Source organism: Vannielia sp. ABF1_015 (genome assembly GCF_056160745.1).
Genome location: NZ_JBSWXT010000002.1, coordinates 42,749 through 66,305, shown reverse-complemented (window position 1 = coordinate 66,305; position 23,557 = coordinate 42,749). Strand labels below are relative to the sequence as shown.

General features: G+C 63.2%; 28 protein-coding genes. 5 read left to right on the top strand and 23 right to left on the bottom strand.

Going from position 1 to position 23,557, the window contains the following annotated elements; genetic code table 11:
* Nucleotides 1–42: 42 nt before the first annotated feature.
* From ACXAG6_RS12750 to ACXAG6_RS12725, 6 genes are all read right to left on the bottom strand, one after another.
* Nucleotides 43–279: a hypothetical protein gene (locus ACXAG6_RS12750; RefSeq protein ID WP_475338041.1), complete on the bottom strand. Its 237-nt coding sequence runs from the start codon at nucleotides 277–279 to the stop codon at nucleotides 43–45.
* 150 nt (nucleotides 280–429) lie between these two features.
* Complete coding sequence (locus tag ACXAG6_RS12745) at nucleotides 430–1,209, bottom strand: DUF502 domain-containing protein (RefSeq protein ID WP_475338039.1); 780 nt, start codon at nucleotides 1,207–1,209, stop codon at nucleotides 430–432.
* A gap of 75 nt (nucleotides 1,210–1,284) precedes the next feature.
* On the bottom strand, nucleotides 1,285–2,208 hold the full coding sequence (locus ACXAG6_RS12740; protein ID WP_475338038.1) for a pseudouridine-5'-phosphate glycosidase: 924 nt from the start codon (nucleotides 2,206–2,208) through the stop codon (nucleotides 1,285–1,287).
* Entirely contained in the window at nucleotides 2,205–3,095 is an 891-nt protein-coding gene (locus ACXAG6_RS12735) for a PfkB family carbohydrate kinase (RefSeq protein ID WP_475338036.1), read from the bottom strand. Before ACXAG6_RS12735 ends, ACXAG6_RS12740 begins: the two co-directional genes overlap by 4 nt.
* 51 nt (nucleotides 3,096–3,146) lie before the next feature.
* Nucleotides 3,147–3,464, bottom strand: coding sequence for a YrhB domain-containing protein (locus tag ACXAG6_RS12730; RefSeq protein ID WP_475338035.1), 318 nt, complete (start codon nucleotides 3,462–3,464; stop codon nucleotides 3,147–3,149).
* A 16-nt stretch (nucleotides 3,465–3,480) separates the two neighbouring features.
* Nucleotides 3,481–4,230, bottom strand: a complete 750-nt coding sequence (locus ACXAG6_RS12725) for a PAAR domain-containing protein (RefSeq protein WP_475338034.1) — start codon at nucleotides 4,228–4,230, stop codon at nucleotides 3,481–3,483.
* A 244-nt stretch (nucleotides 4,231–4,474) separates the two neighbouring features.
* On the opposite strand from ACXAG6_RS12725, the gene rpsB reads away from it, so the two are divergent.
* Nucleotides 4,475–5,293, top strand: a complete 819-nt coding sequence (rpsB, locus tag ACXAG6_RS12720) for a 30S ribosomal protein S2 (RefSeq protein WP_475338032.1) — start codon at nucleotides 4,475–4,477, stop codon at nucleotides 5,291–5,293.
* 114 nt (nucleotides 5,294–5,407) lie between these two features.
* Nucleotides 5,408–6,289 carry a translation elongation factor Ts gene (gene tsf / locus ACXAG6_RS12715; RefSeq protein ID WP_140014342.1) on the top strand — a complete coding sequence of 294 codons (882 nt, stop codon included), beginning with the start codon at nucleotides 5,408–5,410 and terminating at the stop codon, nucleotides 6,287–6,289.
* Between the two features lie 412 nt (nucleotides 6,290–6,701).
* Here the strand turns inward: tsf and ACXAG6_RS12710 are convergent, their stop codons facing one another.
* From ACXAG6_RS12710 to ACXAG6_RS12665, 10 genes are all read right to left on the bottom strand, one after another.
* A complete protein-coding gene (locus tag ACXAG6_RS12710; protein WP_475338031.1) occupies nucleotides 6,702–7,457 on the bottom strand; it encodes a LuxR family transcriptional regulator in 756 nt (251 codons plus the stop codon).
* 282 nt (nucleotides 7,458–7,739) lie between these two features.
* Nucleotides 7,740–8,534 (bottom strand): ABC transporter permease, encoded by a 795-nt coding sequence (locus ACXAG6_RS12705; protein WP_475338030.1) that lies wholly within the window; start codon nucleotides 8,532–8,534, stop codon nucleotides 7,740–7,742.
* Nucleotides 8,531–9,256 (bottom strand): ABC transporter ATP-binding protein, encoded by a 726-nt coding sequence (locus ACXAG6_RS12700; protein WP_475338029.1) that lies wholly within the window; start codon nucleotides 9,254–9,256, stop codon nucleotides 8,531–8,533. The genes ACXAG6_RS12705 and ACXAG6_RS12700 overlap by 4 nt, the downstream gene beginning before the upstream one ends.
* 19 nt (nucleotides 9,257–9,275) lie before the next feature.
* A complete protein-coding gene (locus tag ACXAG6_RS12695) occupies nucleotides 9,276–9,902 on the bottom strand; it encodes an ABC transporter ATP-binding protein (RefSeq protein WP_475338027.1) in 627 nt (208 codons plus the stop codon).
* On the bottom strand, nucleotides 9,899–10,645 hold the full coding sequence (locus ACXAG6_RS12690) for an ABC transporter permease (RefSeq protein WP_475338026.1): 747 nt from the start codon (nucleotides 10,643–10,645) through the stop codon (nucleotides 9,899–9,901). The genes ACXAG6_RS12695 and ACXAG6_RS12690 overlap by 4 nt, the downstream gene beginning before the upstream one ends.
* A 4-nt stretch (nucleotides 10,646–10,649) precedes the next feature.
* Nucleotides 10,650–11,621 carry an ABC transporter substrate-binding protein gene (locus ACXAG6_RS12685; protein ID WP_475338024.1) on the bottom strand — a complete coding sequence of 324 codons (972 nt, stop codon included), beginning with the start codon at nucleotides 11,619–11,621 and terminating at the stop codon, nucleotides 10,650–10,652.
* Between the two features lie 67 nt (nucleotides 11,622–11,688).
* Entirely contained in the window at nucleotides 11,689–11,955 is a 267-nt protein-coding gene (locus tag ACXAG6_RS12680) for a PepSY domain-containing protein (protein ID WP_475338023.1), read from the bottom strand.
* 13 nt (nucleotides 11,956–11,968) lie between these two features.
* On the bottom strand, nucleotides 11,969–12,409 hold the full coding sequence (locus tag ACXAG6_RS12675) for a cupredoxin domain-containing protein (RefSeq protein WP_475338022.1): 441 nt from the start codon (nucleotides 12,407–12,409) through the stop codon (nucleotides 11,969–11,971).
* 11 nt (nucleotides 12,410–12,420) lie between these two features.
* Nucleotides 12,421–13,395, bottom strand: coding sequence for a YVTN family beta-propeller repeat protein (locus ACXAG6_RS12670; protein WP_475338020.1), 975 nt, complete (start codon nucleotides 13,393–13,395; stop codon nucleotides 12,421–12,423).
* The gene (locus tag ACXAG6_RS12665) at nucleotides 13,392–14,561 is read right to left on the bottom strand and encodes an ABC transporter substrate-binding protein (RefSeq protein ID WP_475338019.1); all 1,170 of its coding nucleotides are present in this window, start codon (nucleotides 14,559–14,561) and stop codon (nucleotides 13,392–13,394) included. The genes ACXAG6_RS12670 and ACXAG6_RS12665 overlap by 4 nt, the downstream gene beginning before the upstream one ends.
* Nucleotides 14,562–14,872: 311 nt before the next feature.
* Here ACXAG6_RS12665 and ACXAG6_RS12660 point away from each other — a divergent pair, with 311 nt between their 5' ends.
* The 3 genes from ACXAG6_RS12660 to ACXAG6_RS12650 are packed head-to-tail and all read left to right on the top strand — an operon-like array spanning nucleotide 14,873 to nucleotide 17,104.
* Nucleotides 14,873–15,376: an SRPBCC family protein gene (locus ACXAG6_RS12660; protein WP_475339059.1), complete on the top strand. Its 504-nt coding sequence runs from the start codon at nucleotides 14,873–14,875 to the stop codon at nucleotides 15,374–15,376.
* The gene (locus ACXAG6_RS12655; protein ID WP_475338018.1) at nucleotides 15,342–16,301 is read left to right on the top strand and encodes a YncE family protein; all 960 of its coding nucleotides are present in this window, start codon (nucleotides 15,342–15,344) and stop codon (nucleotides 16,299–16,301) included. The genes ACXAG6_RS12660 and ACXAG6_RS12655 overlap by 35 nt, the downstream gene beginning before the upstream one ends.
* Nucleotides 16,298–17,104: a quinoprotein dehydrogenase-associated SoxYZ-like carrier gene (locus ACXAG6_RS12650; RefSeq protein WP_475338017.1), complete on the top strand. Its 807-nt coding sequence runs from the start codon at nucleotides 16,298–16,300 to the stop codon at nucleotides 17,102–17,104. The genes ACXAG6_RS12655 and ACXAG6_RS12650 overlap by 4 nt, the downstream gene beginning before the upstream one ends.
* 53 nt (nucleotides 17,105–17,157) lie before the next feature.
* Here ACXAG6_RS12650 and ACXAG6_RS12645 read toward each other — a convergent pair whose 3' ends face one another.
* The 7 genes from ACXAG6_RS12645 to ACXAG6_RS12615 form a co-directional block, all read right to left on the bottom strand.
* Nucleotides 17,158–17,691 (bottom strand): PQQ-dependent catabolism-associated CXXCW motif protein, encoded by a 534-nt coding sequence (locus tag ACXAG6_RS12645; RefSeq protein ID WP_475338015.1) that lies wholly within the window; start codon nucleotides 17,689–17,691, stop codon nucleotides 17,158–17,160.
* A complete protein-coding gene (locus ACXAG6_RS12640) occupies nucleotides 17,688–18,524 on the bottom strand; it encodes a substrate-binding domain-containing protein (protein WP_475338014.1) in 837 nt (278 codons plus the stop codon). The genes ACXAG6_RS12645 and ACXAG6_RS12640 overlap by 4 nt, the downstream gene beginning before the upstream one ends.
* Nucleotides 18,505–19,032, bottom strand: coding sequence for a c-type cytochrome, methanol metabolism-related (locus ACXAG6_RS12635; RefSeq protein ID WP_475338013.1), 528 nt, complete (start codon nucleotides 19,030–19,032; stop codon nucleotides 18,505–18,507). Before ACXAG6_RS12635 ends, ACXAG6_RS12640 begins: the two co-directional genes overlap by 20 nt.
* 127 nt (nucleotides 19,033–19,159) lie before the next feature.
* A complete protein-coding gene (locus tag ACXAG6_RS12630) occupies nucleotides 19,160–20,956 on the bottom strand; it encodes a methanol/ethanol family PQQ-dependent dehydrogenase (RefSeq protein WP_475338012.1) in 1,797 nt (598 codons plus the stop codon).
* A 115-nt stretch (nucleotides 20,957–21,071) separates the two neighbouring features.
* On the bottom strand, nucleotides 21,072–21,491 hold the full coding sequence (locus ACXAG6_RS12625) for a c-type cytochrome (protein WP_475338010.1): 420 nt from the start codon (nucleotides 21,489–21,491) through the stop codon (nucleotides 21,072–21,074).
* A gap of 34 nt (nucleotides 21,492–21,525) precedes the next feature.
* Entirely contained in the window at nucleotides 21,526–22,359 is an 834-nt protein-coding gene (gene fghA / locus ACXAG6_RS12620; protein WP_371706927.1) for an S-formylglutathione hydrolase, read from the bottom strand.
* Nucleotides 22,359–23,486, bottom strand: a complete 1,128-nt coding sequence (locus tag ACXAG6_RS12615) for an S-(hydroxymethyl)glutathione dehydrogenase/class III alcohol dehydrogenase (RefSeq protein ID WP_475338009.1) — start codon at nucleotides 23,484–23,486, stop codon at nucleotides 22,359–22,361. Before ACXAG6_RS12615 ends, fghA begins: the two co-directional genes overlap by 1 nt.
* Between the last annotated feature and the right edge of the window lie 71 nt (nucleotides 23,487–23,557).

Genomic DNA, 23,557 nt, shown 5'->3' with positions numbered 1-23,557 from the left:
AAAGCTCCGAGCGGCCCCTGCCGGGCGACAATCCGGTTGGCGTCAGTTGGCGACGCTGATCCCGAAGAGGATAAGGGCCGTGATCGGCACGATGATGTCGTGGCTGCCACCTGCCGCAGTGTCGGCGGCAATGGCGTCACGGCTGACCAGTGTGTCCTGAGGGGCGGTGGTGTCTGCGTCGGCGGTCACGGTCGGTTCCATCACCGGCTCATTCAGGCCACCGGCAAAGGCCGGGGCGGAAAGGGCGACAGAGAGAATGCCTGCGTAGAAGAGTTTCATCGGGTTTTTTCCCATTTTTTTACCTGCTCGGAACTTAATTTAAGCTGTTTCCGTGCGGTCGCAACGACAGCTCTCGGTTGAACCACAAGATGTGGCTGCAATGTCGCATTTTTGGCGCATATGGTGCGGGTGAGGGGCCTTGGAGGCGCCTCAGGCCGCCCCTTTCTTCTTTTGCATCTCTTCTACCGCCGCCGCGCCGCCCGGGATCGAGGCGGCGATTCTGTCGGAGGGGTAAACGAGGCCCGCCGAGATAACCAACTTGGCGGCGTCTTCCACCGTCATATCGAGAATGATGGCATCCTTACGCGGCACGAAGAGCAAGAAGCCCGAGGTCGGGTTGGGCGTGGTCGGCAGAAAGACCGAAAGCAACTCGTCATCATTCGGATACTTCGCGGCGATTTCGCCTTTGGCCTTGGTCGAGACGAAGGCAATCGCCCAGATCCCCTCGCGCGGGTATTGCACAAGGCAGGCCTTGTCGAAGTTTGTCTCGGTCTGGGCAAACACAGTTTCTGCGATTTGCTTGAGGCCGTTGTAAATGGAACGGACCACCGGCATTCGGTCCACGAGGCTCTCAGCCCAACGCAAGAAGGAGCGGCCCAAAAACCCCTTGGCCATCCAGCCGACCAGTATGGTGAACAGCAGGAAGACGACCACGCCGACGCCCCGGATATTCACCCGGATCGGCTCACAGCCCTCGCAGTTGAAAAAGCGGTTCACCAGCGTTTCAGGGTGATAGGCGCCGGGCACAAAGGGCATCACAACCCCATCGACCCAGCCCACAACCGTCCAGATCAGCCAGATGGTCACGGCAACGGGGCCGACGACAACAAGGCCGGTGAAGAAGGAAGAACGCAACCCAGAGAGCCAACCGGGACGGCGGTAGGGCTTGGGATCGAGCGGGTTTTCCGGGGTCGGTGGCGTCTTGGCCATCGTGGGGTGGGCACTCCTTGGGCGATTGCATCAGAACTATGCGCGCAAGTGGGGCGCGACAAGGGATGGCAGGTGTTAACGCACCGTTTTTGCCCGCATTTGGGCGATTTCGCCTGCGATTTCGGCAGCAAGCCGGGCGTTGTGGCGCACAAGGGCAATATTTGCGGTCAGCGAGCGCCCCTCTGTGGCGTGGAAAATCCTGTCGAGCAGGAAGGGCGTCACCGCCTTGGCGGCGATCTGCTCGGCTTCGGCAGCGGCCAGCGCCTCGGCGATCACCGGTGCCAGCTCCTCGGCGGGAATTTCGGCCTCGCGCAGAATCGGATTGGCGACCAGCTGCCCGCCCTCAATGCCCATATTGCCGCGCATCACGTGGGCCTGCGCCACCTCGGCGGCGGTTTCAGCGCTGAGCGGCGAGGGCAGGCCGGAGCTACGCGACCAGAACGCCGGAAACTCTGTCTGCCCCATGGTGATGACCGGAACGCCAAGGGTTTCAAGCACTTCAAGGGTTTTGTTGATGTCCAGAATCGCCTTTGCCCCGGCGGCCACCACGCTCACCCGTGTCTTGGCCAGTTCCTGAAGGTCGGCAGAAATGTCAAAGCTCAGTTCGGCCCCGCGATGCACCCCGCCGATGCCGCCGGTGGCGAAGACTTCGATCCCTGCCAGCCGCGCCCCGATCATCGTGGCGGCGACGGTGGTGGCCCCGGTGCCGCCGCTGGCGAGGCAATGGGCGATGTCGGCGCGAGAGAGCTTGGCCACGCCGGTTGCCTGCCCCAACGCGTCCAGCTGTGCCTCGGTCAACCCGGCACAGAGTGCGCCCTCCAACACAGCGATGGTGGCCGGAACCGCACCGGCCGCGCGGATATCATCCTCCACAGCGCGCGCGGTTTCCACATTCTGCGGATAGGGCATACCGTGGGTGATGATGGTGCTCTCCAGAGCAACCACGGGGCGGCTTTCAGCAATCGCATCAGCGACTTCTGCGGTGATCTTCAACTTCACAGGCGGGTTTCTCCAGAAACATAAGCGGCCGTCACGGCCTGGGCATGGGCCAGCGCCTCGGCCCGGTTTTGCCCGGCGGCCTCGGCGGCGATATGGGCGGCCATAAAGGTATCTCCCGCGCCCGTCACCCGCTCAACCATCACCGGCGGCGGGGTGGATACATGGGTTTGGGCCTCGGATGCATCGCAGGTTTCCGCCCCGCCATCCGTCACCAGCACCCGGCCCGCGCCCCGCGCGACAAGGGCCTTGGCGGCGCTCGCGGCATCGTCAAACGGCCGCTGGGCCAGTAGCCCGGCCTCTTCGCGGTTGAGGTAGAGCGTGGTGCCCCGATGGCCGAGCAGTGGCAGAAGGCGCTCGGCCTTGCCTGGCGAGGCGGGCGCAACCCGCAAATCGGCGGCCGCGAACAGGGGGCTTTCAGCGATTTCGGCCAGCAAGGTTTCTGTCAGATTGCCATCAAGCGCGATGAGGCCGGGGTAGGGGGCCTGCGCCGAGCCGAGCCGCCCGTCTTCCAACGGTGACAGGATGCGCGCTCCTGCGGCCTCCAGCGAATGGGCATCGGCCAGCGCCGCCACCAGCCCGCCCGCGCCTTCGATGGCCATATAGGTGTCTGTCGGCAGGTCATCGGAGCGGTGCAGGAAGCCGGTTTCCAGCCCCAGCAGGTCGCAACGCGCCACCAGTTCCTCGCCCGGCCCGTCGCGGCCCACCGAGCTCAGCAGCACCGGCGACAACCCGGCGCGGCGCAGGGCCATGGCGATGTTGAGCGCAACGCCGCCCGGAATGCGTGTGATCCGGCCCGGCACATCCGCGCCCAGCCGCATCGAGGCGGGAGTGCGGCCGATCACGTCCCAGAGGACGGAGCCGATACAGAGGATGGAGGGCGCAGCCATGCGCGCTTTGTGGCTCCAAGCGCGGGCCGAGGCAAGCCCCCGAAGGCAAGCCTATTTCCAGTCTTCGGGCCGCATATCGGGGTTTTCGAGCATTTCCTCGAACCGCAAAATCGCCGTCTGCGGGGGCATCGAGCTGGGCATAGGCACAACCGAGCCATCATGCAGAACGACAATCGGCGCGGTGCCCGGCATGGTATCGCTCGGGTCGCCCGACGACAGGTAGGCCCGGGTGTTGTAGAAGAAGATCCAGCCATAGGTGCGCTCCATCGTGCGCTCTTCCTCAACCACGAAGTCATGGTCGCTGATCTTGGCGATCTTCTCCTGCACCAGCGCCAGCGCCTCTTCCGGTGTGATCCGCTCTCCCGCCATCAGTCCGTCTCCCGGCTCAAGGCACAAGGCCCCAGCCAATATTGCTGCCGCCATCAGAGTTGTAACGCTGGTTCGCTCTCGCCGCATCGGTGATCACCTCTCTCCGGTTGCCCGGCCCCCAGTCCTGGCTTTCGACGATCCCCACGGTGCCCCCGTCATTGGCCATGACGACGACGTGGGAGGCGGTGCCGCTGGAATAGCCGATCCCCACGATCGCCCGGGTTCCGGGGCCGCCGGCCTGAACCGCGTCGAACGCATCCTGAAAGCTGGAGCCCCACTGGAGCGTGGTCCCGTGCCGTGCCTCGATGTCAGAGAACGACCCGTCACCATGCGCCGGGGCGGTGGCGTTGGGGTCGGTGCCGTCGAGCCGGTCGAGCACCGCGTCGATGGAATGGCCGCAGTTGATCACGCTGCCCGAAGGGTTCACCCCGTTGGCCGCGCTTTGCAACATGCTCCCGGGTGTATAGGCCACCCCGATCATCACCGTGGGGCAGCCCATGGTGATGGTGCCGCCATGGGCGCAGGGGTCGCCCATGCGAGCGGCGGGCAGGTTGTTGACGAGCACGGTCGGGGAGCCGAAGACGATAACGTCGGGCGGGCCGACGCAAAACGCCTTATCCGACAGTCGCGCCTGAGGCAGGTTGCAGGTGAACACGTTGGTCGAACAGGCCGGCAGGATCGGGCCACCGACATGCGGAATGGGGGGAACGCCCGGAGTAACCAATGGGCACACGTGAAAATCACTGAGTCTGGCGGCGGGGGGCATGGCCTGCGCCTTTCGGTAAAATGATCGGTCAAAAAATATTTGCCACGGTAACCCGCAGCGTCTGTCTGCTAAAACAGATAGGGGTTGCGATCCGGGGTTGCAAGTTTTTGCGACCCGCGCTAGATGCGCGAACACTTCACAGGCGGGGTTTGGGCCCTGCGGGGAGACATCCCGCAAAGGTCCGCCGGTTGGGCATCAGCCCTCACGCCCCGCCGAGGCGCAAACCGGAAAAGGAACATTGGACATGGCGCTCCCTGATTTCTCCATGCGTCAGCTGCTTGAAGCTGGCGTTCACTTTGGTCACCAGACCCAACGATGGAACCCCCGCATGGGCGAGTTCATCTATGGCGACCGCAACGGCATCCACATTCTCGACCTGACGCAGACCGTCCCGATGCTGGACGCCGCGCTCAACGTCGTGCGTGAGACCGTGGCCAAGAACGGCCGCATCCTCTTCGTTGGCACCAAGCGTCAGGCCGCTCGCCCGATTGCTGAAGCCGCCGAAAAATGCGCGCAGTACTACATGAACCACCGCTGGCTCGGTGGCACGCTGACCAACTGGAAGACCGTCTCCCAGTCGATCCAGCGCCTCAAGAACATCGACGAGCAGTCGGCCATCGGTTTTGAAGGCCTGACCAAGAAAGAGCGTCTCGGCATGGAGCGCGAGCAGGCCAAACTGCAAGCCTCGCTCGGCGGTATCCGCGAAATGGGCGGCCTGCCCGACCTGCTCTTCGTCATCGACGTGAACAAGGAAGACCTCGCCATCGCCGAAGCCAAGAAACTTGGCATCCCGGTCGTGGCCGTGGTCGACACCAACTGCTCGCCCGATGGCATCGACTACATCATCCCCGGCAACGACGACGCCGCCCGCGCCATCGCGCTCTACTGCGACCTCATCGCCCGCGCCGCGCTCGACGGCATGACCGCCCAGATGGGCGCCGCCGGCGTTGACATCGGCGCGCTGGAAGAGGCCGCTGTTGAAGAGGCGCTCGCCGCTGAAGCCGGTGAAGAAGGCCCCGCGGCTGAAGAGGCTGCGCCCGCCCAAGAGGCCGCCGAGAGCTGAGAGGCACCGGGGCAGGGGGCTTTGATGGCCCCACCCCCTTGTCATCACACCGATAAACGGGCGGTGCATAACCGCCCGTACCTATTGCAATAAGATCTCCCGAAGGAGCATGACATGGCTATTACCGCTGCACTGGTGAAAGAGCTGCGCGACAAGACTGGCGCTGGCATGATGGACGCCAAGAAGGCGCTGACCGAGAACGACGGCGACATGGAAGCCGCCATCGACTGGCTGCGCACCAAGGGCCTTGCCAAAGCCGCCAAAAAATCCGGCCGCACCGCCGCCGAGGGCCTCGTGGCCGTCAAGGTTGAGGGTGGCAAGGGCGTGGCCGTTGAGGTGAACGCCGAAACCGACTTCGTCGCCAAGAACGCCGAATTCCAGGAAATGGTTGCCGGCATTGCCGATGTGGCCACCGGCGTTGATGACGTTGACGCGCTGAAAGCCGCCGACATGGGCGGCAAAACCGTTGAAGCCGTGATCACCGACAAGATCGCCACCATCGGCGAGAACATGTCGATCCGCCGCATGGCGAAGATCGAGGGCGAAACCGTTGTGTCCTACGTGCACAACGCTGCTGCGCCCGGCATGGGCAAAATCGGCGTGCTCGTCGCCCTCAAGGGCGGTGATGAGGCCTTCGGCAAGCAGGTTGCCATGCACGTGGCCGCCGCCGACCCGCGCCCGCAGGCCCTCAACGAAGATGAGCTCGATCAGGAGATCGTCGAGAAAGAGCGTCAGGTGCAGATGGACATCGCCCGCGAAAGCGGCAAGCCCGAGCAGGTCATCGAAAAGATGATCGTTGGCCGGATGAAGAAGTTTCTCGCCGAGATCACGCTTCTCAACCAGTCCTTCGTCATCAACCCCGACCTGACTGTGGCCGAGGCCGCCAAGGAAGCCGGTGCCGAGATCGTCGGCTTCGTGCGTCTTGAAGTGGGTGAAGGCATCGAGAAGAAAACCGAAGACTTCGCCGCCGAAGTCGCCAAGGCTGCCCAGGGCTAAGCCTTTCAATCTGAAAAACAGGGGCCGTCGAACGCAGGTTCGGCGGCCCTTTTTCGTTTTGACACACCAGTGAAAACACTGTGGTGCGGCACCCTGGGAAGGGACCGCACCACAAAAACCGAACCGAATGACACCGCGTCATTTTGGGGATGAGGACAGGCTATCCTGTTCGGGGTGCCGACCCGGCAGGTGAAAATACACCCCCAGGCCAGCGATCCGGTTACCCGGTGTAGCCTGAGCTCCCCAGTATTGTGAGGCCACTCCTGCCACGAGTTCCTTGGCTAATGCCACCACTCACGGAACGGTGTCAAAGTGACAAATACCGTAAGGGAAGGAAAGCAGGGAAAAGCTTACCCACAATCCTTTTCACGCTACATTCACGCTCGTTCACGGATTTGCAGGACAGGCCCGGCTATCCGCCGCGTTCAACTTGATAAATCTGGTTAAGAAGGCTCGCCTTCAGCACCGCCTGTGCGGTGGTTTCAACCCCCAGAGACTCGCGTGCGAGCCGTAGGTGCTTCTCAACGGTGGCCGCAGTCAGCCCAACGATGGTTGCGATATCGGCGGTCGTCTTGCCATCGCCAACCCATTCCAGCACCTCGCGCTGACGCGGGGTCAGCGGGCGGCGGGCGTTCAGGAGGGGCAGGGTGGTTATCTTGAGGTGCGCCACGTTGTTCAGCGCCCAGATCTCGCGGCCATGACGGTCCCAGATCTCATCAACCTCATCCTGCTCCACGCCCGGATCGGGTGCCAGCCCGATCCCGGCACGCGTGCGCTGGCTGGAGTGCGGAAAGCTCAGCGTAATGCCCGTCAGTAGATCATAGCTGTGATTGAGCTCAAACAACCGCTGCTCAGCGGAATCCATCAGCCCGGCTTCCGCGCGCTCTGCAATCCACCGCCAAGAGCGAGCGCCCACATTGTCGATGCCCCAGCGCACCATCGGCGCATGAAAGTACAGCCCTTCATCAAGGAACCGCGCCATATAGTCGGGGTCGAAGGTCGACATGATGGTAATGTCTTGCCGGTCGCCGAGGTGCAGCCCCGAGCGGTGACTGGTTAGGCCATAGAGAAGGCGGGTAAGCCCGAACTCCGCCATCGCACCGCGCAGATACCCCCAGACGTCTTCCAAGTTGCGGCAAGCAATGATCTTCTCAACCGTATCTAGCATTTTTGTTTAACTGGCGCGCAGGCAGTAACACCTGCACCCATTCCTCGTTATCCCCAGCTTGACCTATGGTCTTAAACCCAGGTTGTCGATTGCTCAGGCGGAATTCTGCTGAAACAGTAACGGAGTTGGTTAATTCGTGAATAAGTTGAGCGCCAACACCCATATGGCGAATATGGTGTTATGGCAGGTGGTTACCCGACATTCCTCAACCTTATATATTAACATAATACTGATTATAGGCATAATGGACGCTACCAAGGTCATATATACTCAAGCGCCCCGTCACCCCCCTTTTCGCCGCATGAGCCCCCGCGCCGGGTCATAGCCCCAGAGCGCCAGAACAAAGAACGCGGCGAAGCAAACCGCTACGATGACAAGCGCCCAAAGGTTTGGCGTGGCGTAGAGCGAAAAGCGGATCAGCTCGACAGAATGGGTAAACGGGTTCCACGCGCAGATGTCCCGCAACAGCTCAGAGCTCTCGGCCATCTTCCACAGTGGGTAAAGTGCCGAGCTCAGGAAAAACATCGGGAAGATCACGAAGTTCATCACCCCCGCGAAGTTTTCCAGCTGTTTGACCGTGGAGCTGATGAGCAGCCCCAGTGCGCCCAGCATCAGCCCGCTGAGCACAAGCGCCGGAAACACCAGTAGATACCCCTCCCAAGGCAGCTGGATGCCATAGAGCGCCGCGATCCCGAGGAAGGCGTAAACCTGCAAGATCGACACTGCCACACCGGCCATCAGCTTGCAGAACAACAGCCACCAGCGCGGCAGCGGCGAAGTCAGCAACAGCCGCATCGAGCCCATCTCCTGATCGTAAACCAGGCTCAGAGAGCTTTGCATCCCATTGAAAAGCTGGATCATTCCGCATAGGCCCGGCAGGATATAGACCTCATAGGTGATATAGGTCTGATACGGCGGGATGATCGACACGCCGAGCGCGGCACGAAAGCCTGCGGCAAAGATGATTAGCCAGACAAGCGGCCGCACCAGCGCCGAGAAAAAGCGGGACCGCTGATTGACGAAGCGCGCCGCCTCGCGCCGCACGATGGCGACAAGGGCGGTGAAAAAGCCGGTCATGCGCCCTGCCCCGCGCCTGTCATCTCCATGAAGGCATCTTGCAGAGAGCCGTCGCCAGCAAGTTCACTGGCCCGCTTTTGCGCCAGTACCCGGCCCTTGTGCAGCACCACAACGTCATCTTCCGGGGCGATCTCATCCACCAGATGCGTGCACCAGAGAACACTTAAGCCTCCGCCCGCAAGTGCATGAACATGTTCAGTAATTGCCATCCGTGAGGCGGTATCCAGCCCCACTGTCGGCTCATCAAGCAGCAGCAGTTCCGGGCCATGCACCAGCGCGCGGGCAATCTCCATCCGCCGCCGGTGCCCGCCGTTGAGGCTGCGCACCTTTTCGCCGGCACGTTCGCGCATTTTCAGCCGGTCGAGCGCCGCGTCGATCTGCGCCTGCGCGGCCCGGCCCGAGATGCCGTGGAGCGATGCAAAATAGGCCATATTGCGGGCCACCGTCATATCCAGATCAAGCGTCGATTGCTGAAAGACCACGCCGATCTTGGCCAAAGCCGCCCGGGGCGCGCGGGCCATATCATGCCCGGCGACCCGGATGTCGCCCTCGCGCGTCACCAACAGCCGGGTCAGCAGAGAAAACAGCGTGCTCTTCCCTGCCCCGTTTGGCCCCAGCAAGGCACAAAACCGCCCGCGCGGCACTGCAAAGCTGACGCCATCCAGCGCCTGTTTCGCGCCATAGCGAAACGACACATCACGCAGGAGGAGCGCCTCGCTCATGCCGGAAAACAAAGCTCTGTCAGGGCTTTACACATCTGAGGTGGTCCTTTTCCTCAGGATGCAGCACCGCCGGGCTGCCTTCAAGGTGCAGGATGCGCCCCGCAAGCCGCTCCGCTTCCTCGCGGGCGTGTGTGACCAGCAGCACCGATGGCCCGACCTCTGCAATGAGCGCCTCTGTCAGCCGCATCATGCCATCGGCCATCTCCACATCGAGCGACACGAAGGGCTCATCCATCACCAAAAACTCCGGCTTGCCCGCGAAGGCCCGCGCGAGTGAAAGCCGCCGTTGCTGGCCAAGCGAAAGCTGCCCCGGAAAGAGCCCTGCCTTATCGGCAATCCCAACCCGCCCCAGCGCCTCCTTCGCCTCGGCGTCACCCAGCCCGCGATGCACCAGCGTCAGGTTTTGGAGAACGGTGCGCCACGGCAGCAACGTCGGCTCCTGAAACACGATGGCCATGCGCTCGGGCCGCTCCACATGGCCTTCAAAGCGCCGGTCGATCCCCGCCACGATCCGCAGCATGGTGCTTTTGCCCACACCGGACGGCCCCAGAACGGCAAGGGTTTCCCCCTGCCCCAGTTCAAACCGCACGCGGCCCAGCACCTGGCTCTCGCCGAAGTGCTTGGAATGGATATCGACCGAAATCATGCCGTCCGCCACCGGCGTGTGCGCCGTTCCCAGGGTTGCAGCACGGCCCATTCCACCGTCAGCATCACCGCGATGAAGGAGAAGGCATACACCAGCACCATCGCCACGTCGAAGAGCTGGAAGTAGAGGTGGATTTGAAAGCCCACGCCCGAGGAGCGGCCCAAGAACTCCACCACCAGCACAATCTTCCAGATCACGGCGATGCCCGAGCGGGCTGCGGCGGCCATGAAGGGGGCAAGCTGGGGCAGCACCACGTGGCGCAGCCGGTCGATGAAGGGCATCCGGTAAACCCCTGCCATCGCGTCCAGATCCGGCGAGAGCGCCCGCGCGCCCTCTCTTATGACCGTGGTCACATTTGGGATCTTGTTGAGCGTTACGGCGGCAATGGCAGCCGCTTCGGTGAGGCCAATCCAGAGGTAGCAAAGCACGATCAGCACCAGCGCCGGCAGATTCAAAAACACCACCAGCCACGGGTCCAGCCATTGGTTCACCCGCTCGCTGCGGCCCATCATCAGGCCCAGCACGCAGCCAATCGACATCGCCAGTAAAAACGCCCAGGCCACACGCAAAAGCGTATGGCCCAGATGATATAGCAGCTCACCCGCACGCAACTCGGCCCAAAATGGCCCGATCAGCGCCCAGGGCTGGGGCAGGATCGTCGGGTCGGCTGTCAGCGCGGCGGCAACGATCCAGAGGCAAACGAGCCCCAGAAGCGATAGCGCTGGCGTGCCGACCCCTTTCACGCGGTTATTCGGAGGTCAGGAACAGGCCCTTGGGCAGCTCCGTCGCTTCACCCACCAGTTCCGCTCCGCCGAGGCTTGCCATAACCTTCAGCAGCGCGTCCGCCCCGGCTTCCGAAACCGGTGCATCGGCCGGAATCCCGGCGCGAAAGTCCGTTTTTAGCGTTTCAAACTGCGCGTCGGTCTTGGCATTCATCATCGGGCGGATCGCCTCCCATGCGGCATCGTCAGAGGCCAGAAGCTCCTTTGCATCCCGACTGGCCCGATACATGGCATGGCCCAGGTCGGGGTTTTCCGCAAGGAAGCTCTCTTTCATCACGTAGCCCAGCAGCGGCGTTTCCGGGTCGAGCCCAAGCGCAGAACTGGCCGTCTCCACCGAGATCACCTCGCGCATGCCCGCCGCCTTCATCTTGGCGAGGAAGTGCCAGAAGTTTATGGCCCCATCCGTCTCACCCGAAAGCCCGCTCTTGAAGATCAGCGGCGGCGCGCCAAACACCTGCTCGGTCTCGGCCTTCAGGTCCATCCCGTATTCCTGCTCGGCATAGGCGCGCAGGATCAGCCAGCTCTTGTCAAGCGGCCCGCCGGCAATGCCGACCTTCTTGCCCTTCATGTCCTCAAGGCTCTGAATGTCGCTACCCTCCCCCACCACGAGGCCGCCAACGGCCTTGGAATAGGGCACCACAACATAATCCTTGCCTACCGCCCGCTGCCGGGCAACCCAGATCCAGTCGGCCACGGCCAGGTCGGCCTCGCCGCCCTCCAGCGCCACCCGTGTCGCGCCATTGTCGGCAAAGGGCTGCACCACAAGCTCAAAGCCGTGCTTCTTGTCAAAGCCATTGGCCTTGATCGTCTCAAGCTCCCAGTTCACCGTGCCGATCTTCAGCACAGCTGCCCGGATCTGCGGCAAATCCTGCGCAATCGCGCTCGCCGCCGTGGCAAGGGCAGCAGCCCCGGCCAGTGCAAGTGTTCTCAGCGTCATCATGTCAGTCCTCCCAGAGTGAGGCCCCCTGCCCTGCTCCTGCACAGGCAAGGGGCCGATGGGCGGGCTACTCGGCGCGCCGCCCGGTTTCGTTCAGCTCCGCGTCGAGCGTGATGTCATATTGCTGACCGCCCTCGCAAATCACGTCATCCAGATCGTAGCCACCGTCATCTTCCATCTCGATGTCATCTTCGTCCATCTGGCACTTCATTTCCGTCAGCTTCATCATGATCTTCTCGACCGTCTCGGCATCGGGCCCGTCGCCATGGGCTTCGGCAAAGGCGGCACCGCCTAGCATCAGGGTGGCAGCAAGGGTTGTAATCGCGTATTTCATCCGGGTTTCCTCCCTATTGGATGTTGAAAGTGACCATCTGCGTTTCGCCAGTGCTTCCGGGGATGCGCAGCACGTGGCTGCCCGGCTTGATCGCCACAAAGGAGATTTCCGCCGTTCCCGCTGCGTCGAATTCGAGGCTCTCAACCGCCATCGGCCGGATCTCGATCTGGTTGATGACGATCTCGTTCATCCAGATCGCCCTGAAGAAGTCCGGCCCGCTGATCGCCAGTTCTGCCGATCCATCGGCGGTAATCATCAGCTTGTAGTAGGCGCCCGATTGCAGGGTGTAGGTGCCCTCGGCCGAAAGCGGCTGGCCCGAGGCCAGCGTCAGTTCGATCGGGTCGCCCCGGTTACAGCTTGCCAGCAGCCCGGCAAAGCCAAGGTCATCGCAAAGCGGAGCTGCCGCAGCAGGGGCCGCCATGAGCGCGGTGAGCGCCAGTGTCAGGTATTTCATTATTCCTCCCATCATTCCGGCGTCGCCACGGCACCCCAGGGCTGTTGCCCCACCTGCACCGATTTGATCGCCTCCTGCGCTTCCACGTCGATGATCGTCACATCGTTGGAGTTGCCATTCGTCGTCACCAGAAACTCCTCGCCGGGTGTAAAGGCCAGTTGCCACACGCGTTGCCCGACCAGAATGTATTTTTCCACTTCCATCGTGTTGATATTGACCACCGCGACCCGGTTGGCCGGGCCTAGTGCGACGAACAGCCAATTGCCATCGCTGGTGGCCTTCGCGCCCACGGGTTGCAGCCACTCGGGCTGCACGCCCGCCACCTTGAAGCCGATCTTCTGCGTCAGGTTCGGGGCCTCGCCCGTCATGTCGATCACGCTCACCGTGCCGCCGATCTCGGAGGTGACGAAGAGCCATTTGCCATCGGCGGTAAACTCCGCATAGCGCGGGCGCTGATCGACAAGGATGTTATGCTTGATCGAATAGTCCGACGTGTCGATGAAATGCGCCATATTAGTGGTTTCAGAGGTGTTCACCACCCACTTGCTGTCTGCCGAAATCCCCATGCCTTCCGGCTCCACGCCCACGGGCACCTCGGCCAGCACGGTATGGCTCTCGGTGTCCACCACCGTCACAAGGTTATCGTCCTCATTGGCAATGTAGAGCGGGTTGCCGGAGGGATGCAGCACAAACAGCTCCGGGTCCGGGCCGCTGGGCAGCGAATATAGTTCCTCATAGGTCTCCGTGTCGAACACCCGGACCAGATCATCATCGCTGGCGCAGACATAGAGCAGCTTGCCATCCGGGCTGATGGTAATGCCGCGCGGGCGGTTCCCTGCGGAAAACTCTTCCAGCACCTCCCAGCTTGCGGCGTCCAGCACTGTGACGGTGTTGCCCCGCTCGTTGGAAACAAACACCTTCTCCGCCATCGCGGGCAGCGCCGTTGTGGCCAGCAAAGCGGCCAGGGCCAATCCTCTCATACTCATCCTCCAAATGCGGTGCAGGCGCTTTCGGGCCGGTCCAGCCCGAGCGTGTCGAGCGGTGAGACCTGATGCAAAAAGCCGTCCTGCGGTGAAACGCTGGCTGTGATCCGCCCGTCAAAAAGCAAGATCGGCTGGCGCAATTGCCCGTTCCACGGGCGGAATGTGACCGGCACCCCCTTGAAGGCAGCCACTTCGAAATCGTCGCTCAAGAGGTAGTCGCGCAAGGCCGCTACCTCACCGGTGCTGGCCCGCGTCACTGCCTCCCCGATGACCCGTAGGGCGAGCCATGTGTTGTAATCCTCCTCGCGCACGTAGCGCCCGGCGAGTTCTTCAAAGCGGGTCTGAAACTGGGTCGCGCCCCAGGCCTCTTGCGATCCGTGGAAGGTAACGGGCCGCAGCCCCGCCGCCCCCATCACCGGTGCGGGCGTCCAGAGGTGAAACGGAAGGTAGGGTGCGAAGTAGTCGGAGGCGTCGGCGGCAATGACGATGTCATGCTCTTCGGCCCCCTGCGTGGCGACGGGGATCTGGCGTTGCACAAGCACGTGCCCCGAATCCGTGCGCCTTGCGCCGCCGGTGTCTTCAAACTCGCGCTCCTCCACGATCTGCGCGCCAAACTTCGCCGCGGCCCGCCGGTAGGCCTCTGCCTGCGCCAGATCGGCGGGGTTGGAGCCGTGGATCAGCATCCACTGCGTCCATTTTTTCCATACGGCGAATTGCGCCACTCCATCGGCCCTCTGGGCCATGGACGGCGCGATATGCAGCAGGTTGGCACGGCATTCGCCGTCGCGCAGGGCCACGTCCCCGGCCAGCGCATTGAGCAGCAGCACCCCCTCGCCCGCCATATCGGCAAGGCGCAGCAAGTCATCTCCCTCGGCCAGTACTACAATGATCTCATGGCCCGCATCGAGCAGCGCCTGAAAGGCAGCGTCGGCCTCTTCGGGCGGGGCGGCGACGGTCTCTACCTCGTAGGTATGGCCCAGAAAGCTGCCCGTGGTCATGTTGTCTTCGGTCGCAAGCACCGCGCCCGCAAAGCCCAAGTCTTCGGGCACATCGTCAAAGCGAGAAATCGGCGCAAGCGTTGGATAGTCGATCCGGAACACGGCAGAGCGCATCTCAACAGCCGCCGCAGGCGCGGCGACGAGCAGCCCGCACATGCCGAGTACCAGCATGATGGCAAAGTTTCGCAAATTGTCCTCCCTGCACCGTCACATGCGGCGCTTGGCCTCAGCCTGCCACAGCCCCAGCCGTCACCAAACCGATACCTTTGGCGCAATTGCGCACCATGGTATACCCCTTAGCATTCTTCCCAAGATTGTGCCGCAGTTGCGGGCCGGGGCCTTGTTTTTCCGGCATTTTTTGCCAGATCCTGCGGAGGAGCGGGGCGGCGAGAAAGCGCGCAGGCACAGCGTCCAAGGGAGGATCAGACCCCGTGCCAAACCGCACCCGCCGCGCGCTACTTCTTGCTGCGCTCACCGCCCCCATGATCGCCGCGCTTCCCGCCGCCGCGCATGGGCCGACCCGTCAGAAGATTACGCTCACAACCGAAGTGCCCGCCCCGCCCGCAGAAGTTTGGGCGGTGGTCGGCAATTTTCAGGATATGAGCTGGCACCCCGCCGTGTTTTCGACGGAGGGTGAAGGCGGCAACGAGATTGACGCCACGCGCCTGCTGACGCTGGGCCAAGAAGGCGGCCCGACGATTGACGAGGTGCTCTACAAGTTCTCCGACGAGAAGATGAGTTATTCCTACCGCATCACCGAAGTCGCGGTCGAAACGTTGCCTGTCACCAACTACTCCTCGCACCTCACCGTGAAACCGGGCGCTAACGGCGGCTCGATCATCGAATGGCGCGGGGCCTTCTACCGGGGCTACCCCAACAACGACCCGCCCCCCGAGCTCAACGACGAGGCCGCCATTGCCGCCGTCTCCGCTGTGTATCAGGCCGGGCTGGATGCGCTGGCCGAGCGCTTTGCCGGCTCCAACTAGCCTCCTCTGCCTCATCCTCCCCACCCTCGTCGCAAGCCAGCTTGCGGCGGGGGATCTGGCCTTCGTCACCAACCAGAGCTCCTCTGATCTCTCGGTGATCGACCTCGCAACCCGGACCGAACGCGCCCGCATCCCCGTGCCCGGCCAGCCCGCCGGGGTGGTGGCCCATGGCGGCATGGTTTGGGTCGTCGCGCCCGAAACCAAAACCGTCCGCCGCCTCTCCCCCGAAGGCAGCGTCGAAGCCGAAACCACGCTTGATGGTGGCCCAACCGGCGTGGCGCTGGACGCCACCCGCAATCGCCTGTTCATCTCCGACTGGTTCAACGCCCGCATCTGGGTGCTGGACGCCATGAGCCTCGCGCCTCTGTCGGAGTTGGCCACCGGCGCCGCCCCCGCTGGACTCGAAATCTCCCCCGATGGCCGCTGGCTCGCCGCAGCCGCCCGCGATGCCCACGAGGTCGCCCTCTTCGACTCGCAAACCCTCACCCCCCACGCCACCGTCCCCACTGGCACCCGTCCCTACGGCCTCGGGTTCGACCCGTCAGGCCGCCTCTGGGTCGGCAATGTCGGCACCAACGACGTGACGGTGATCGACCCGGAGGCCCCCAGCGTCATCACCACCCTCCCCGTGGGCGAGCGCCCCTATGGCATCGCCTTCGCCCAGGGCCGCGCCTTCGTGACAAACCAATACGCCGACACGGTTTCCGTGATAGACTTGGCCAGCCTCGCCCCCGTCGCCACCCTTGACGCGGGCGAATACCCGGAGGGGATCGACGTGGCCGAGGGCGGTGCGCAGGTGGTGGTCGCGGGCTGGTTCTCCAACACGCTCACCGTGATCGACGCGCGAAGCCTTGAAACCTTGGCCGAAATCCCCACCGGCGACGGCCCCCGCGCCTTTGGCCGCTTCGTGATGGAGGACAAATGAAAGCCCTGCTCCTGCCCGCGCTCCTCGCGCTCGCCAGCCCCGCCTTCGCGCTGGAGCCCGCCTGGCCCGATCTTGAAGCCGCGCTCTATGAGGGCCGCACGCTCCTGCCCGGCGATGACGTCATCGCCATCGACGCCCCCTACCGCACCTATGACGATGCCCGCACCCTCATTGCCGCGCAGGTCGCTGCGCCCGAGGGGCGGCTGCTTTCCTCTGTCACCGTCATCCTCGATGAAAACCCAATGCCGGTTTCCGCGGTGTTCAACTTCCGGCAGCCCCTGCCCCGCTTCAACTTCGAGGCCACCTTCCGGGTCAATGGCCCGACGCCGATGCATATGGTCGCCGAAACCACCGATGGCGCACTTTGGATGGTGGAAACCTTTGTCAAAACCTCCGGCCAGGGTGCCTGCGCCGCGCCGCCGGGCACCGATCCGGAAGAGGCCTTGGCCACGCTGGGCAACATGGAGATCGCGCTGGCGCCCGGCCCGTCCGGCTCCGCACTGGACCGGCTCGGGGCGCTGGCCAACGGTGAAAAGCAGGTGGATATCGACGTCAGCCACCCCAGCCATTCGGGCATGCAGATGGATCAGATCACGCTGCTCTTCATCCCAATGCGCTATGTCGAGAGCCTTGATGTGGAGCTTGATGGGGCAGGATATGTCGACATCACCGGCTCGATCTCGCTCAGCGAAAACCCGAGCGTCTCCCTCTCGGTGCCCCGCTCCGCAGCCCATCTTGGCGTCACCATGACCGACACCGAAGGCACCACCACCCACGCCGAGCGGGCGCTGGCCGACTATTGAACCGGCCTGCTGAGCAGATGCGATGAATGGCCGAAGGGCTTGAAGAGCAGCCCCTAGCCGCCCGGCTCCGGCGCCACCACCTCGGTCGGGTAGTCAAAAAACGTCCAACCATCAGTGCCTTCGGGCAGCCAATACACGTCAGAATACCCCCATTCCAACGCCCGCTTCGCGGCGTTCCAGCTCATCCAGCACTCATCGAGGCAAAAGATCGTCACCGGATGCGCCTTATCGCCCGCAGTGGCCTTCTCCAGCCCGGCCCGGAAATAGGCCGCCGTCTCCTCAGCAATCGCGCCATAGCCGACGTTGGGCAGCCAGATCGCACCGGGGATGCTCTCGCGTGGCTTCTCGCGCCAGATCGTGCCTATGGGCAGATTCTTCGGTTTGGGCGCGCGCGGCAGCACGTCGATAAAGGCCATGCCGCCAGCCTCCCAGCGCGCATGGGCGTCTTCCGGGCCAAGCACCGTGCCGCCCTCCAACGTTTCGGGCACCGGCGCGCGGTAGTGGTCCATGCGGTAGGCTTCCGGCTCGCTCACCTGGGCGAGCGCGGGAGTGGCCAGCAGCACCAGCGCCAGCCACGCGGCCCTCATTTCTCCGCGTCCAGCATCCTGTCGCCCATGTCCGCCACCAGCGGCACACCGGCCTCGGTCAGGATCGCGTTGATCTCATCCTGATGCCGCCGGATAAGCGAGTTCAGCTTGCGCTGCCACACCTTGTCCCCCAGCCGAACGCCCATGGTGATGCGGAAGAACAGCCGCGGCGGAAGCTCTTCGGCAATCAGGGGCACCACCGTCATGCCCAGATGATCCTGCTTCACCAGTGGCCCGCCGATCGGCCCCCAGAGAATGGCGGCGTCGATCTCGCCCGCCTCAAGGTCGTTCAGCATATCTTCGGTCGGAGATTCTACCCGCCGATCAACCATAAGGTTGTAGGGTTTTGCCTTCCCGATCAGCCCGTTGCGGGCCATATGCGTGGCAGGCGGCGAGCCCGCAATCACCCCAATCCGCTTGCCCTTCAGCGCCGGGTCAGAGAGGCGCGTCACCCCCTCCAACCCGGTGCCTTCAGGCAGGATCAGCACGTAAACCGAGGTCATGTAGTGGTTGGTGTTCAGCACCAGCTCGTGGCCCTGAGCATAACCCATCACCACATCGCAGCGGTTGGCGCGCAGCGTCTGGCGGATGAAACCGGTCGCCATCGGAAACCAGGTGTATTCCACCGGCAGTTCCAGCTTTCTGGCGATCAACTCGGCCAGCGTGTTTTCATAGCCGCTACCGTCCTGCACCGACATCGGCGCATTGGCCGGATCGGCGCAGACCCTGAACGCCGTCTTGCTGACGAGGTCGGATGTTTGCGCGGCGGCGGCGGAGGCCAGCATCACCAGCCCCGCCGCCCATGTGAGCGCCCTACAGGCCAAGGCAGGCATTCTCCGCCTCGCGGATCGCCTCGGTCTTGTCCTCCCGGCCGCCGGGGCGACCACGGGGCACAGCCTCGGTGCCGCGCGCCTTGAGGTAAACATAGATGTCGTCGAGATAGCACATGACATTGGGGTTATCGCCGAAGGCGGGCATCACCGAATTTTCGGCGGCGTTGATCTTCTGGCGCCCGTTCACCACCACGTCCACGAAATCGTAGTAATCCATGTTGATGGCCGAGTCCTTCAGGGCCGGGGCGTAGGTAGAGCCCATGCCCTCGGGCCCGTGGCACACGTGGCATTCGGAGTGATAGCGGCGGAAGCCCGAATAGGTCAGCCAGTCCACCTTCGCCCCGTCTTCAGTGACGTTGTAGGTGGGGATGTCGTCTTCAGTGTAATAGCGTCCGTCCTCCTCGTAGGCGACGGAGATGTTGTCGAACTCTTCTTCCTCTTGCGCGGCCAGCGGCGCGGCCAGAGCGGCGAAGAGGGCGGAGGCGACAAGGGTGCGCGTCAGTTGCATGTATGTCCTCGGAGTGGTTAGGCGGTGCGGCACGGGCCGGGCCTCTGAGGGCCTGCCCGTGCCGATCGCTTGTATTGCTTGTCGGCACCGCCACCGGGGAGTGGCAGCGATGCCGGAGGCCGGGGTATCAGTCCGGCAGGGAGAACACGGTGAGCTGGCCACCAAGGGCGGTGTAATCGCTCAGGGCCGCATAGCCACCCACGGCGCCAAGGCCGTCATTCGGGTTGGTGAGGCCAGCCGCAAGGCCGATGCCCGCCCAGCCGCCGATGCCCGAGAGCACAGCGATGTGCTGCTTGCCGCCATGCTCATAGGTCATCACGTTGCCGATGATGCCCGATGGGGTTTTGAACTTGTAAAGCTCTTCGCCCGTCTCGGCATGCACCGCCTTCAGATAACCTTCCAGCGTGCCGTAGAACACCACGTCACCCGCGGTTGCCAAAGCACCCGACCACACCGAGAACTGCTCGGGCAGCGACCACTTGATCTCACCTGTGGTGTTGTCCCACGCGATGAAGTTGCCCATGCCGCCATGGCTGTCCGGCGCAGGATACATCGACAGGGTGGCACCCACGTAGGGCTGGCCTGCGGTGTAGCTCACACGGAACGGCTCATAGTCCATGCACACGTGGTTGGTGGGCACATACATCAGCTCGGTCTTCGGGCTGTATGCCGCCGGCTGTTGGTCTTTGGTGCCAAGCGCCGCCGGGCAGATACCGGTCGAGTTCACGTCCTCGCCGTTCTGCTCGGTGGAGTATTGCGCCACCACTGCGGGACGACCGTAGGTGTCCGACTCCGGGTCCATGTCCACGCCGGTCGTCCAATTCACCGCCGGGTCATACTTCTCGGCCACCAGAAGCTCGCCGCTGACACGGTCCATCGTGTAGGCCAGACCGTTGCGGTCGAAGTGGGTGAGCAGCTTGCGCTCCTCGCCGTCGATCTCCTGCTCGGTGAGGATCATCTCGTTGACGCCGTCAAAGTCCCATTCATCATGGGGCGTCATCTGGTAAACCCACTTGGCCTCGCCGGTGTCGATGTCACGGGCGAAGATGGTCATCGACCACTTGTTGTCACCCGGGCGCTGGGCGGGGTTCCACGTGCTGGGGTTGCCCGAGCCGTAGTAGAAGAGATTCTCTTCCATATCAGCCGCATACCAGCCCCATGTGGTGCCGCCACCGATCATCCACTGGTCACCTTCCCAGGAGTTGATCGAGCTGTCGGCACCAACCGGCTTGCCGAGTTCGGTGGTTTCTTCGTTGAACAGGATCTGATCGTCCGGCCCCACCGAATAGGCGCGCCAAAGCTGCTCGCCGCTGTCGAGGTCATAGGCGGTTACATGGCCCTGAACGCCGAATTCGCCGCCAGAGATACCCACGATGAGCTTGTCTTTCACCGGCAGAACCGTTGCGGTGTTGGTTTCACCCTTCGAAGGATCACCGTTGACCGCCGACCAAACCTCTTCGCCGGTCATCGCATCAAGCGCGACAATCTTGGTGTCGGCCTGGTGCAGGTAGATCTTGCCGTTGGCATAGGCAACGCCACGGTTCACCGTGTCACAGCACATCACCGGGATCACGTTCGGATCCTGCTTGGGCTCGTACTTCCAGATGATCTTGCCATCCTGGGTCAGGTCGAGCGCATAGACGATGTTGGGGAAGGGCGTGTGCACATACATCACGTCGCCAATCACCAGCGGGCTGCCCTCGTGGCCGCGCAGAACGCCGGTCGAGAACGTCCAGTTGGCTTGCAGGTCGCCCACGTTGTCGGCGGTGATCTGGTCAAGCGCAGAGTATCGCTGGTTCTTGTAGTCGCCGGTCTGGATGGCCCATTGTTCGGGCTTCTCCATCTCCGCGATCAGCCCGTCGTTGGCCAGTGCGCCGGTTGCGCACATCGCTGCGACGGAAGTCAAAGCAAGTAGCTTTTTCATTGTCTTCTCTCCCATTTGGTTGGTGCCGCCAAAGCCCGGTGCCCCGGGCCCATTTCACTGGCTGGCGGTTTGACCCGGCTTCACGTGTCCTCCTAGCGCCGGGCAGAATCTCTGGTCAGGAACCCTCCCCTTCTGCTGCCGCGCCGTCTTCGCCAAAGGTCGCCAGATAGGCGAGCACATTGGCCACGTCCTTCTCCTTGCGAAGCCCCGCGAACGTCATCTTGGTGCCATCCATGAATTCCTTCGGCTTGGTCAGGAAAGCGGCGAGGTTTTCCTCGGTCCACTCAAGGCCACCCGCGGCGGCCTCCTGCATCGCGTCGGAATACTTGAAGTCTTCGTAACTGGCAGCGGCACGCCCAATGATGCCGTTGAGCACCGGGCCTGTCTTGACCTTGGCGTCAGCGCCAACCATGTGGCAGGCCTGACATTTCTTGAACACCCTCTCTCCCTTGGCGGGGTCGCCGGCCATGTCCTGAGCTCCGGCAACGGAGGCGGCAAGCGTCAGGCTGGCGGCGGCGAGCAGTCTTGCGATCATTGTTGGTCTCTCTCCCTGTTTTGGTCGCGGCGCCTCAGCCGCAAAGTCGCTCCGCATGCCAGGCCACGTGGTCCCGGGCGAAGGTCGTGACGAAAAAATATGAGTGGTCATACCCCGGCTGCATCCGGATCGCGCCGGGTTGGCGGCGCTTCACCATGGCTTCGGCCAGCGCCTCGGGCTTCAGCAGATCAAGGAATTGATCACTGGCCCCCTGATCCACAAGGATCTCGCCCTTCCAGCCCTTCTCCTCCAGAAGGATGGTGGCGTCATGATCGGCCCAAGAGCTCTCGTCATCGCCCAGATAGGCGCTGAGCTGTTTGCGGCCCCAATCCGAGCGGGTGGGGTTGGCGATGGGCGCAAAGGCCGAGAGGCTGTCGAACATCTCGGCGTTGCGCATGGCGATCGTCAGCGCCCCATGCCCGCCCATCGAGTGGCCGGTGATGCCGTGGCGGTCTTGCAGCGGGAAGTTCTCCATCACCAGCCCGCGCAACTCGCCGGTGATGTAATCATACATGCTGAAATGCGGCGACCACGGCTCGCGTGTGGCGTTCACGTAAAACCCCGCGCCCTGCCCGAGGTCATAGGCCTCGTCATCCGCCACCGCCTCGCCGCGCGGCGAGGTGTCGGGGAAGATCACCGCCAGCCCGTGCTCGGCGGCATGTTCCTGAAACCCGCCCTTGGTCATGGCGTTCTCATGTGTGCAGGTGAGCCCGGACAAGTACCAAAGTACCGGCACCGGCCCGTCTTCGGCCTGTGGCGGCAGGTAGACGGCAAAGGTCATCTCGCAACCGCAGGCGTTGCTGGGGTGCTTGGCCACAATCTGCCGCCCGCCATAGCAGGCCGTCTCGGAGATCACCTCCATCGCCATCAATACTCCACCACCGCGCGGATGGATTTGCCCTCGTGCATCAGGTCGAAGCCTTCGTTGATGTCGTCGAGCTTGAGGGTGTGGGTAATCATCGGGTCGATCTCGATCTTCCCGTCCATGTACCAGTCGACGAATTTGGGCACATCCGTGCGGCCCTTGGCGCCGCCGAAGGCCGTGCCTTTCCACACCCGGCCCGTCACCAGCTGGAACGGGCGCGTGCTGATCTCGGCCCCTGCAGGTGCCACGCCGATGATCACCGAGCAGCCCCAGCCGCGGTGCGAGCACTCCAGCGCGTCGCGCATCACCTTCACGTTGCCCGTCGCGTCAAACGAATAGTCGACCCCGCCGATCTGGTCGAACTCCGTCTGGGTGATCTGCACGATCTCCGCCACGGTATTCTCTACCTTCGAGGGGTTAACAAAATGTGTCATGCCGAATTTCTCGGCCATTTCCCGTTTGGAATCATTGAGATCCACGCCGATGATCTTGTCGGCACCGGCCATCCGCAGGCCCTGGATCACGTTCAGGCCAATCCCGCCGAGGCCAAAAACCGCCGCCGTTGACCCAATCTCAACACCTGCCGTGTTAATCACCGCGCCGATGCCGGTGGTCACGCCGCAGCCAATGTAGCAAATCTTGTCGAAAGGGGCGTCTTCGCGCACCTTGGCGAGCGCGATTTCGGGCATCACCGTGTGGTTCGCAAAGGTGGAACAGCCCATGTAGTGATAGATCGGCGTGCCATCGAGCATGGAAAAGCGGGTCGTGCCATCGGGCATCAGGCCCTGCCCCTGCGTGTTGCGGATCGCGGTGCAGAGGTTGGTTTTGCCGCTGAGGCAGGAGGCGCATTGCCGGCATTCCGGCGTGTAAAGCGGGATGACATGGTCGCCCGGCTTCAGCGTTGTCACGCCCTCGCCCACCTCCATCACCACGCCCGCGCCCTCATGGCCCAGAATCGACGGGAAAAGCCCCTCAGGGTCCGCCCCCGAGCGGGTGAACTCGTCGGTATGGCAAATCCCGGTGGCCTTGATCTCCACCAAAACCTCGCCCGCCTTCGGGCCCTCGAGGTTGACCTCCATGATCTCAAGCGGTTTGCCGGCCTCAAGGGCCACGGCGGCACGTGTCCGCATCAAATTCCTCCCAGACTTATAGGCACTTCTGTTTCCGATGAGGCTAGGAGCAGAGCCGATACGGAACAATG

Coding starts and splice junctions, on each gene's coding strand:
- ACXAG6_RS12750 (WP_475338041.1), bottom strand. CDS start 279: ATGAAACTCTTCTACGCAGGCATTCTCTCTGTCGCCCTTTCCGCCCCG.
- ACXAG6_RS12745 (WP_475338039.1), bottom strand. CDS start 1,209: ATGGCCAAGACGCCACCGACCCCGGAAAACCCGCTCGATCCCAAGCCC.
- ACXAG6_RS12735 (WP_475338036.1), bottom strand. CDS start 3,095: ATGGCTGCGCCCTCCATCCTCTGTATCGGCTCCGTCCTCTGGGACGTG.
- ACXAG6_RS12730 (WP_475338035.1), bottom strand. CDS start 3,464: ATGGCGGGAGAGCGGATCACACCGGAAGAGGCGCTGGCGCTGGTGCAG.
- ACXAG6_RS12725 (WP_475338034.1), bottom strand. CDS start 4,230: ATGCCCCCCGCCGCCAGACTCAGTGATTTTCACGTGTGCCCATTGGTT.
- rpsB (WP_475338032.1), top strand. CDS start 4,475: ATGGCGCTCCCTGATTTCTCCATGCGTCAGCTGCTTGAAGCTGGCGTT.
- tsf (WP_140014342.1), top strand. CDS start 5,408: ATGGCTATTACCGCTGCACTGGTGAAAGAGCTGCGCGACAAGACTGGC.
- ACXAG6_RS12710 (WP_475338031.1), bottom strand. CDS start 7,457: ATGCTAGATACGGTTGAGAAGATCATTGCTTGCCGCAACTTGGAAGAC.
- ACXAG6_RS12705 (WP_475338030.1), bottom strand. CDS start 8,534: ATGACCGGCTTTTTCACCGCCCTTGTCGCCATCGTGCGGCGCGAGGCG.
- ACXAG6_RS12700 (WP_475338029.1), bottom strand. CDS start 9,256: ATGAGCGAGGCGCTCCTCCTGCGTGATGTGTCGTTTCGCTATGGCGCG.
- ACXAG6_RS12695 (WP_475338027.1), bottom strand. CDS start 9,902: ATGATTTCGGTCGATATCCATTCCAAGCACTTCGGCGAGAGCCAGGTG.
- ACXAG6_RS12685 (WP_475338024.1), bottom strand. CDS start 11,621: ATGACGCTGAGAACACTTGCACTGGCCGGGGCTGCTGCCCTTGCCACG.
- ACXAG6_RS12680 (WP_475338023.1), bottom strand. CDS start 11,955: ATGAAATACGCGATTACAACCCTTGCTGCCACCCTGATGCTAGGCGGT.
- ACXAG6_RS12675 (WP_475338022.1), bottom strand. CDS start 12,409: ATGAAATACCTGACACTGGCGCTCACCGCGCTCATGGCGGCCCCTGCT.
- ACXAG6_RS12670 (WP_475338020.1), bottom strand. CDS start 13,395: ATGAGTATGAGAGGATTGGCCCTGGCCGCTTTGCTGGCCACAACGGCG.
- ACXAG6_RS12665 (WP_475338019.1), bottom strand. CDS start 14,561: ATGCTGGTACTCGGCATGTGCGGGCTGCTCGTCGCCGCGCCTGCGGCG.
- ACXAG6_RS12660 (WP_475339059.1), top strand. CDS start 14,873: ATGATCGCCGCGCTTCCCGCCGCCGCGCATGGGCCGACCCGTCAGAAG.
- ACXAG6_RS12655 (WP_475338018.1), top strand. CDS start 15,342: ATGCGCTGGCCGAGCGCTTTGCCGGCTCCAACTAGCCTCCTCTGCCTC.
- ACXAG6_RS12650 (WP_475338017.1), top strand. CDS start 16,298: ATGAAAGCCCTGCTCCTGCCCGCGCTCCTCGCGCTCGCCAGCCCCGCC.
- ACXAG6_RS12645 (WP_475338015.1), bottom strand. CDS start 17,691: ATGAGGGCCGCGTGGCTGGCGCTGGTGCTGCTGGCCACTCCCGCGCTC.
- ACXAG6_RS12640 (WP_475338014.1), bottom strand. CDS start 18,524: ATGCCTGCCTTGGCCTGTAGGGCGCTCACATGGGCGGCGGGGCTGGTG.
- ACXAG6_RS12635 (WP_475338013.1), bottom strand. CDS start 19,032: ATGCAACTGACGCGCACCCTTGTCGCCTCCGCCCTCTTCGCCGCTCTG.
- ACXAG6_RS12630 (WP_475338012.1), bottom strand. CDS start 20,956: ATGAAAAAGCTACTTGCTTTGACTTCCGTCGCAGCGATGTGCGCAACC.
- ACXAG6_RS12625 (WP_475338010.1), bottom strand. CDS start 21,491: ATGATCGCAAGACTGCTCGCCGCCGCCAGCCTGACGCTTGCCGCCTCC.
- fghA (WP_371706927.1), bottom strand. CDS start 22,359: ATGGCGATGGAGGTGATCTCCGAGACGGCCTGCTATGGCGGGCGGCAG.
- ACXAG6_RS12615 (WP_475338009.1), bottom strand. CDS start 23,486: ATGCGGACACGTGCCGCCGTGGCCCTTGAGGCCGGCAAACCGCTTGAG.